Origin of the sequence: Kitasatospora sp. NPDC059571 (assembly GCF_042735675.1) — a bacterium.
Taxonomy (GTDB): Bacteria; Actinomycetota; Actinomycetes; order Streptomycetales; family Streptomycetaceae; genus Kitasatospora.
In genome coordinates, this window is the sequence record NZ_JBHWBW010000398.1 from 1 (window position 1) to 7,404 (window position 7,404).

The 7,404-nt window shown below is 75.8% G+C and carries 6 protein-coding genes and 1 pseudogene; 6 read left to right on the forward strand and 1 reads right to left on the reverse strand.

Translation table 11 applies throughout. From position 1 onward, the window contains the following. Nucleotides 1-44 precede the first annotated feature (44 nt). Entirely contained in the window at nucleotides 45-899 is an 855-nt protein-coding gene (locus tag ACFV0G_RS30895; RefSeq protein ID WP_380555161.1) for an aldo/keto reductase, read from the reverse strand. Between the two features lie 363 nt (nucleotides 900-1,262). Here ACFV0G_RS30895 and ACFV0G_RS30900 point away from each other — a divergent pair, with 363 nt between their 5' ends. From ACFV0G_RS30900 to ACFV0G_RS30925, 6 genes and pseudogenes are all read left to right on the forward strand, one after another. Then, nucleotides 1,263-3,140, forward strand: a complete 1,878-nt coding sequence (locus ACFV0G_RS30900) for an ABC transporter ATP-binding protein (RefSeq protein ID WP_380555163.1) — start codon at nucleotides 1,263-1,265, stop codon at nucleotides 3,138-3,140. Beyond that, the gene (locus tag ACFV0G_RS30905) at nucleotides 3,119-4,909 is read left to right on the forward strand and encodes an ABC transporter ATP-binding protein (protein ID WP_380555165.1); all 1,791 of its coding nucleotides are present in this window, start codon (nucleotides 3,119-3,121) and stop codon (nucleotides 4,907-4,909) included. Before ACFV0G_RS30900 ends, ACFV0G_RS30905 begins: the two co-directional genes overlap by 22 nt. 160 nt (nucleotides 4,910-5,069) lie before the next feature. Further along, nucleotides 5,070-5,330 carry a LapA family protein gene (locus ACFV0G_RS30910; RefSeq protein WP_380555167.1) on the forward strand — a complete coding sequence of 87 codons (261 nt, stop codon included), beginning with the start codon at nucleotides 5,070-5,072 and terminating at the stop codon, nucleotides 5,328-5,330. A 158-nt stretch (nucleotides 5,331-5,488) separates the two neighbouring features. Then, entirely contained in the window at nucleotides 5,489-6,397 is a 909-nt protein-coding gene (locus ACFV0G_RS30915) for a LysR family transcriptional regulator (RefSeq protein WP_380555169.1), read from the forward strand. A 131-nt stretch (nucleotides 6,398-6,528) separates the two neighbouring features. Continuing rightward, nucleotides 6,529-7,098 (forward strand): cysteine dioxygenase, encoded by a 570-nt coding sequence (locus ACFV0G_RS30920; RefSeq protein WP_380555171.1) that lies wholly within the window; start codon nucleotides 6,529-6,531, stop codon nucleotides 7,096-7,098. Between the two features lie 6 nt (nucleotides 7,099-7,104). Beyond that, nucleotides 7,105-7,404, forward strand: a pseudogene (locus ACFV0G_RS30925) (hypothetical protein); the annotation flags it as partial.

A 7,404-nucleotide genomic window follows, 5' to 3' on the forward strand; every position in this document is an offset into this window, starting at 1 on the left:
GGGGGCGCGCGGGCGCGCCGGGGGGCCCGCCGCGCCGCGACCGGTCAGTTCCAGTCGAAGCCCTGCGGGTCCGGACCGATCCGGGTGCCGTTGTCGATCGCGGCGATCGCGGCGAGGTCCTCGGCGTCCAGCTCGAAGCCGGCCACGTCGAGGTTCTCCTTGATCCGCGACGGGGTCACCGACTTCGGGATCGCGATGATCCCGCTCTGCAGGTGCCAGCGGAGCACCACCTGGGCGGTCGTGCGGCCGTGCTTGGCGGCGATCTTCTCCAGCGCCGGCTCGCCGAGCAGCGTCTTGCCCTGGCCGAGCGGGCTCCACGCCTCGGTGGCGATGCCGTGCTCGGCGTGGAAGGCCCGCAGCTCGTGCTGCGGGAAGTAGGGGTGCAGCTCCACCTGGTTGAGCACCGGCACCACGGAGCCCTCCTCGACCAGCACCTTGAGCTGCTGCGGGCCGAAGTTCGACACACCGATGGACTTCGCCCGGCCGTCGGCGGCCAGCTCCTCGAAGGCCTTCCAGATGGTGCCGAAGGTGCCGTGCATCGGGCGCGGCCAGTGGATGAGGTACAGGTCGACGTAGTCCAGGCCGAGCTTGGACAGCGAGTCGTCGAAGGCGCGCAGGACCGCGTCCCGGCCCTTGCTGCCGGACCAGTCGACGGTGCCCGAGTTCCACAGCTTGGTGGTGACGAACAGCTCCTCCCGGGCGACGCCAGACGCGGCGATCGCGGCGCCGGTGCCGGTCTCGTTCTCGTAGATCGCGGCGGTGTCGATGGAGCGGTAGCCGGCCTCGATGGCGGCGCTGACCGCCGGCGCCGCCTCCGCGTCCGGAACCTGCCAGACGCCGAAACCGAGCTGCGGGATCACCGCGCCGTTGTTGAGCGTGACGCTGGGGATGGTGCTCACGGGAAGGGGTGCCCTCCTGGTTGTCCATTACTTCCTAGGCGCCCAACCGGTGCGAACAACGGATCATTCCCGTTGCGGCCGAATTCCCCGGATCAGGTGAAACCCGCCGGTGCCCTGGCCGGAACCGGGCGGCGGAGCCGGAAAACCTGTTGCGCCCATCGCCACGGCCCGGGCACGCTCTGTGACCATGACCTCCTGACCCTGCCGCCGCCGAGCCGGCCCCGCCACCGCCCCGCCCCCCGGCGCCGTGGCGCCCCCGCACTCCGTACCCAGGCCGCACTCTGCGCCGGGCTCCTCCGCCGCGCCCGTGACCCGGGCCGCGCGCGCCCCCCGACCTGCCCGTACCACTCGTAACGGAGCGTCATGCCGCTCACCGAACTGCCGCTGCCCGACCCCGGCAGCCCCGACCTCTCCTCGCCGCTCGGCCTCCTGCGCTGGCTCGGCCGTGCCCAGCGCCGCGGCCAGATCCTCGCCACCTGTTGGTGCGTCCTGGAGATGGGCTGCATGGCGGCCGTCCCGCTGGCCGTCGGCCACGGCGTGCAGGCGGCCGTCGACCGCGACACCGGCGGCATCTGGCGGGCCGGCGCCTTCGCCCTGCTGCTGGCCGCACTGCAGTCCGTCGGCACCGTCCTGCTGCACCGCCAGGCCGTGTGGAACTGGATCACCGCCGCTGCCCAGGTCCGCCAGCTGGTCGCCCGGCAGGCCTCCCACCTGGGCGGCGGCCTCACCCGCCGGATCGCCACCGGTGAGATCGTCGCCGTCAGCAGCGGCGACGTCGAGAAGATCGGCTGGTACGTCGAACTGCTCGCCCGGGTCCGCGGCGCGGTGCTGGTCTGGCTCGGCGTCAGCGCCGTCGTCCTCGCCCGCCGCCCGCTGCTCGGCACGGCCGTCCTGCTCGGCGTCCCGGTGCTCGCCGCCGCGGTGTGGCCGCTCCTCGCGCCGTTCGAACGCCGCTACAGCGAGCAGCGCGCCCTCGGCGGCAAGGCCACCGAGCTGGCCGCCGACACCGTCGCCGGGCTGCGCGTCCTGCGCGGCATCGGCGGCGAGGAGCTCTTCCTGGAGCGCTACCGCGCCGCCTCCCAGCGGGTCCGCGGCGCCGCCGTGCGGGCCGCCCGGATCTGGTCCCTGATGCAGGCCCAGCAGATCCTGCTGCCCGGCCTGTTCGTGGTCGGCGTCACCTGGTACGGCGCGAGCCTCGCCGCCCGGGGCGAGCTCGGCATCGGCGAACTGATCGCCGTCTACGGCGCGACGGCCTTCCTCGCCGCGCCGCTGCGGATCCTCGGCGAGGCGGCGCACGCCTGGTCGGTCGCCCGGGTCTCCGCCGGCCGTGCCACCCGGGTGCTGTCGCTGCGCCGCACCGCGGCCGACGCCGTCCTCGACGCGCGGATCGACCGCCCGGACCGCGCCGACCTGCACGACCCGGTCTCCGGGCTGACCGCCCGGGCCGGCCGCCTCACCGCCGTGGTGTGCGGCGATCCGGACACCGCGGGCGAGCTGGCGGCCCGGCTCGGCGGGCACGTCCCGCTCGCCGAGGACGAGCAGCCCGGGCCGGCCGTCCGCCTGGGCGGCGTCCCGCTGGACGCCGTGCCGCTGGCGCAGGCCCGCGCGGCGGTCCTCGTCCACGACAAGGAGCCGGTGCTGCTCTCGGGCACCCTCGCCGAGCTGTTCGAGGTGCCCGGCGCCGGCCGGGTCGGCCTCGCCGACGCGCTCGCCGCCGTCCGCGCCGAGGACGTCCTGGACGCCCTGGTCGACGGCTCGCCCGAGTGCGGCGGCGACCCGATGCGGGCCAGGATCACCGAGCGCGGGCGATCGCTCTCGGGCGGCCAGCGCCAGCGGCTCGCCCTCGCCCGCTCCCTGGTCGCCGACCCGCCGGTGCTGGTCATGGACGAGCCGACCAGCGCCGTGGACGCGCACACCGAGTCGCGGATCGCGGTCGGCCTGCGCAAGATCCGCGGCGACCGGACGACCGTCGTGCTCGCCACCAGCCCGCTGGTGCTCGACCAGGCCGACACCGTGGCGCTGCTGCGGGACGGCCGGGTCGTCGCCACCGGCACCCACCGCGAGCTGCTCGCCACCGACTCCCACTACCGCGCCGTCGTCACCCGCGAGGAGGACGCCGGCCCGGCGGACGGCCCTTCCCCGGCGCAGCCCCGCCCGGACGGAGCCGTACCGGCCACCCCCGCCCCCGCCGCCGAACCCAGCACCCCGAAGGAGGCGGCATGCCGCTCGTCAGAGGGATGAAGCCCCCCACCGTCCAGGAGCAGGGCCCGGCCACCATGCTCCCGGTGGCCGGACCGGCCACCGTCCGCGGGTACGCCCGCACCCTCGCCCGGCGGCACCGGCGCGGATTCGCGACCGTGATCGCACTGCACTCGGTCGCCACGGTGGCCGGACTGGTCGGCCCCTGGGTGCTCGGCACGCTCGTCGACTCGCTGGCCGCCGGCACCACCGAGGGCCGGATCCTGTCCGCGATCGGCTGGTACCTCGGCGCGCTCCTCGTCCAGTCCGTCTTCGTCGGCCTCTCCCGGCTGCGCGGCAGCGTGCTCGGCGAGGAGGTCCTCGCCGACCTCCGGGAGGACTTCCTGGTCCGCTCGGTCGCCCTGCCGCCCGGGGTCCTGGAACGCGCCGGCACCGGCGACCTGGTCTCCCGCGGCACCACCGACATCGACCGGCTGGCCAAGTCCGTGCGCGAGGCCGTGCCCGAGCTCGCGGTGGCGGTGGTCTCGGTGGTGCTGGTGCTGGGCGCGCTGCTCGTCACCTCGCCGCTGCTCGCCGCCACCGCACTGATCGGCCTGCCGCTGCTGCTGGCCGGCTCCCGCTGGTACTTCCGGCGCGCCCCGCAGTCCTACCGGGCGGAGTCCGCGGGGTACGCGGCGGTCAACACCGTGCTCGCCGAGACGGTGGACGCCGGGCGCACGGTCGAGGCACTGCGGCTCGGCGACGAACGGGTCCGGCTCACCGACCGCAAGATCGGCGAGTGGGTGGCCTGGGAGCGCTACACCCTCTGGTTGCGCTCGGTGTGGTTCCCGACGGTGGACGCGACCTATGCGCTCGCCGTGCTGGGCACGCTCACCCTCGGCGGCGTGTTCGCCGTCCAGGGCTGGATCGACGTCGGCCGGCTGACCACCGGCGTCCTCTACGCACAGGCCCTGGTCCACCCGGTCGACATGATCCTGCGCTGGTACGACGAGCTCCAGATCGGCCAGGCCTCGCTGGCCCGGCTGGTCGGCGTCCGGGAGGTCGAGGACCCGGAGACCGACGCGGCGCTCGACCCGGACGGGCGGCGGCTCAGCGCCGACCGGGTCCGCTTCGGCTACCGGGAGGGCTCCGACGTCCTGCACGGCATCAGCCTGGACGTCGCCCCGGGCAGCCGGGTCGCCCTGGTGGGGCCGTCCGGGGCGGGCAAGTCCACCCTCGGCCGGCTGCTCGCGGGCATCTACGCGCCGGGCCGCGGCCGGGTCACCCTCGGCGGGGCGGAGCTGGCGGCGATGCCCGCCGAGCGGGTCCGCGCCCAGGTGGCCCTGGTCAACCAGGAGCACCACGTGTTCGTCGGCACCCTGCGGGACAACCTCCGGCTGGCCCGGCCGGCCGCGGACGACACCGACCTGCGCGCCGCGCTGGCCGCGGTGGACGCCGACGCCTGGGCGGACGCCCTCCCGGAGGGCCTGGACACCGAGGTCGGCTCCGGGGGCACGACGCTCACCCCGGCCCAGGCCCAGCAGTTGGCACTCGCCCGGCTGGTGCTGGCCGACCCGCACACCCTGGTACTGGACGAGGCCACCTCGCTGCTCGACCCGCGGGCGGCCCGGCACCTGGAGCGCTCGCTCTCCCGGGTGCTGGAGGGCCGGACGGTGATCGCGATCGCCCACCGGCTGCACACCGCGCACGACGCCGACGTGATCGCGGTGGTGGAGCAGGGGCGGATCAGCGAGTACGGCAGCCACCCCGAACTGGTCGCGGCCGGCGGCCCGTACGCGGCGCTGTGGCGCTCCTGGCGGGACGAGCACTGACCCCCGGCCCGGGGCGGCACGGCACTGCCGCCGCCCCGGGCCGGCCCCCGAGGGGCGGCCACCCGTCCGGCCCGACCGCCCGACCGGGGGCTCCCGCCGGGGCCGCCGGGAAGGCGGTACACGGAGCGCATGCCGGCAGGAATCGGAGCAGACTGAGAGGGTGACCAAGACTTCGGGCGGCACTGCGACGGGTGCTCCGGGCGGCAAGCAGCGCAGGGAGATCGCGGGCGTGCCGGTCCGGGTGATCGGGATCGGCGTCCTCGCGGTGCTGGCCCTGTGGTTCCTGCTCGCCAATCTCGACAACGTGCAGATCCAGTTCTGGGTCCTCACCGTGACCGCGCCGCTGTGGATCGCCCTGCTCGGCAGCCTGCTGGTCGGCGGCGTCCTCGGCTGGCTGCTCAAGGGCCGCCGCAGCAAGTGACGCGGCACCTCGCGAAGGTGCCCGTGCGCGCCCGAACTCGGGGGGGCGGCCGTGCTCCCCGGGGTCTGCGCAGCCCCCGGGGCGTGCGGGGCGCGGTGATACCCAAGCGACTGCCGCAGGGTCCGGACGCGCTCCCAAATTCCCCTTATGATTCAACGGTGTTCGACTCGCGGCACATCAAGACGTTCCACGAGGTGGTGACCCGTGGTTCGTACTCGGCCGCCGCCCGCGCGCTCGGCTACACCCAGCCGGCCATCACCCAGCAGATGAAGGCCCTCGAACGCGCCGTCGGCGTACCGCTGTTCACCCGTGTCGGCCGCGGCCTGCGGCTCACCGAGGCCGGCGAGGCGCTCGCCCGGCACGCCGAGACCATCCTCGACAGCCTCGGCACCGCGCAGCGACAGATCGGTGCCCTCGCCCGCTTGCAGGCCGGACGGGTCCGGGTCTGCGCCTTCCCGAGCGCCAACGCGACGCTGATCCCCGCGGCGATGGCCCGGCTGCTGGCCGACCACCCCGGCATCCGGGTGGAGCTCCTGGAGGCCGAGCCGCCGGAGTCCGTGCAGCGGCTGCTGCGCGGCGAGTGCGACATCGCGCTGGCCTTCCAGTACCCGGGCGTCCCCGCCGCCGAACTGCCGCCCGAACTCGTCGAGACCCCTCTGCTGGAGGACCGGCTCACCGTGCTGCTGCCGGTCGGGCACCCGCTGGCCCGCCGGCACGCCGTACGGCTGGCGGACCTGGCCGACGAGCGCTGGATCGCCGGCTGCCCGCGCTGCCGCGCCAACCTGCTGCACATCTGCGCCGACGAGGGCTACACCCCCGACGTGGTGTTCACCACCGACGACAACCTCGCCGTGCAGAGCCTGGTCGCCGCGGGCGTCGGCGTCGCGCTGATGCCCTCCCTGGTGCTCTCCTTCATGTGCCACGCCAAGGTCACCGGCCGCCTGGTCGAACCCCACCAGCACCGCAGGGTGACCGCGTACGTGCTGCGCGAGCACCTGCGCATCCCGGCCACCGCACTGGTCCTGGACGAGCTGCGGCGGGCGGCCGCCGCCAGGACCGGCTGCTGAGCGGTCGGCACCCACGGGGCCGCCCGTCCGCCCGGTGCACCGTCACCGCCCGCGATCCATAAGCACGGTTTGGGGTAATGCCAAAGAATCGTCGTTGGACCTGATGGATCGCCGGGGCCGACCCTGCCGGTATGACGACCTCCGCCACCGTCACACCCACCGACGCCCGCTGTACCCCCCTGATGCGCAGCCTGCTCGGCGAGATCCGGGACGCCGTGCACCGCGGCCTGCCGCCCGAGCCCACCTCCCGCCTGGTCGGCGAACGGATCGCCGACTACCTCGGCGCGCCCGACCTGCTGGCCGCCGCGCACTGCGAGGGCGATCCGCGCACCTACCGCCAGCACCTGCTGCACGCCGACCCCGACGGTGCGTTCTCGCTCGCCGCGCTGGTCTGGCTGCCCGGCCAGCACACCCCGATCCACGACCACGTCGCCTGGTGCGTCGCCGGGGTGCACCGCGGCCGCGAGCACGAGGTCCGGTTCCGGCTGGTGCCGGACGGCGACACCGCCCGGCTGGTCACCGCCGGCGAGAGCGTCAACCACCAGGGCGCGGTGGCGACGCTCGCCCCGCCCGGCGACATCCACCTGGTCCGCAACCCCGGCCCGGGCGCCGCGATCTCCCTGCACGTCTACGGGGCCGACCTGGCCCGCCACACCACCAGCATCCGCCGCCTCTACCGCTTCCCCGTCCACGGGCGGTGACCGGCGATGGCCCTGACCCTGCGCGCCGCCACCCGGCCCGCCGGCCCGCCCGGCCTGCACCGCAACGGCCCCGGACTGCTGCTGGCCGCACTCGGCACCGCGGCCGCCTGGGGGGTGCACGCCGCCGTCCCGGCGATCCCGCGCCTGACCGCCGCAGTGGTGCTGGGCGTCGCCGCCGCCCACCTGCCCGGGGTGCGGCCGCGGGGGGGGGGGGGGGGGGGGGCCGGGGGGGCGCCGGGCGGGCGCCCGCGGGTGGGGGGGCGCGGCGGCCGGCGGGGGGCGGCGCGGGGCGCGGCGGGCCCCCGC

Bases quoted from the DNA above. Each gene is read 5' to 3' on its own strand.
- ACFV0G_RS30920 (WP_380555171.1), top strand. From the start codon at position 6,529: ATGACGACCTCCGCCACCGTCACACCCACCGACGCCCGCTGTACCCCC.
- ACFV0G_RS30900 (WP_380555163.1), top strand. From the start codon at position 1,263: ATGCCGCTCACCGAACTGCCGCTGCCCGACCCCGGCAGCCCCGACCTC.
- ACFV0G_RS30905 (WP_380555165.1), top strand. From the start codon at position 3,119: ATGCCGCTCGTCAGAGGGATGAAGCCCCCCACCGTCCAGGAGCAGGGC.